The sequence below is a fragment of the Arthrobacter sp. TS-15 genome (assembly GCF_006964045.1).
In the GTDB taxonomy this organism is placed as follows: Bacteria; Actinomycetota; Actinomycetes; order Actinomycetales; family Micrococcaceae; genus Arthrobacter.
Map to the genome: position 1 here is coordinate 1 of NZ_SDXQ01000141.1, position 1,237 is coordinate 1,237.

The 1,237-nt window shown below is 71.8% G+C and carries 1 protein-coding gene; it reads left to right on the forward strand.

The genetic code is table 11. From position 1 onward, the window contains the following. Positions 1-218: 218 nt before the first annotated feature. The coding region (locus EU811_RS23370; RefSeq protein ID WP_142940606.1) for an AAA family ATPase at positions 219-1,237 on the forward strand (1,019 nt) is incomplete at its 3' end.

The following is a 1,237-nucleotide window of genomic DNA, read 5'->3' on the forward strand; positions in this document are numbered from 1 at the left end:
CGTCCATGACCTGACCACTGCGGTCCTGCCGACAGAGGACCGGGCCGCGCCTGCCGGACGGGCACGGGCCTCGTACGAACCCACAGGACTCGGCGGCGGATGCCGTCGCCGCCCCTGGAGAAGCCACTGGCGTCTGGTTGGCGTGCACATGTGCAGGAACCGCGGGATGCTGAGGGGGAGCGCTGCCCATGACCTGACGAGCAGTGGTGGTGAGCGCCATGGCTGGGCTGGAGGAGAACGGTCCGGAACCGACCACGTCGTGCGCCGATCCCCAAGGAGACCCGTTCCTGCACACGCGGTTCGCGATACCGGCGCGTCCCGCGACCTTCCTGCGACGGGAGCGGCTGGTCAGGCATCTCGACCAGGCTCTGCGGACGCCGTTGACCATGGTCAGCGGTGCCGCGGGCGCGGGCAAGACCCTGCTGGCCGCCGACTGGGCCGCACGCGAGGACCGGTCCGTCGCCTGGCTCACCAATGACGCCGCCGCCCACGGCTGCGGCATGTTCTGGGCGTACTTCCTCCAGGCACTGAGCGCCTCCGGTGTACCCCTGCCCGCCGAGGTCGGCTCACCGGCCGACGCGAGCCGAGTCGACCAGACGCTGCTGACGCGCCTCGCCGCGAGCCTGGGCGACCGGGACCGGCCCGTGATCGTGGTGCTCGACGAGTACGACCGTGTGACGGAGCCGGAGATCGCCGAGCAGCTGGAATTCGTCCTGCACCACGCGGGACGGGGCATGCGCCTGATCCTCGTCACCCGCACCGAGCCCCTGCTGCCGCTGCACCGCTACCGGGCGGTCGGCGACATGACCGAGATCAGGGCCGCGGAGCTGGCCTTCACCCCCGAGGAGGCCGCCGCGCTGCTGGAGCTGCACGGGCTGCGCGTGCCGGTGTCCGCCGCGCGGTCCCTCGTGGAGCGCACCCGGGGCTGGGCCGCCGGACTGCGGCTGTGTGCCCTGGCCGCTCAGGAGAGCCCTGATCCGGAGACGTATCTGAAGGAGTTCGAGGTCGACCGCACCACGGTGGCCGACTTCCTGCTGGCGGAGGTGCTCAAGCGGCAGAGCCCCGAGGCGCAGGACCTCCTGCTGCGGGTCAGCGTCCTCGATCGCTTCGGTCCCGAGCTGGCGAACGCGCTGACCGGGCGAGCCGATGCCGAGTCCGTCCTGGCCGGGCTGCACCGCGAGAACGCGTTCGTCGAGTATCTCGGGCACGACCGGTACCGGCTCCACCCGCTGTTCGG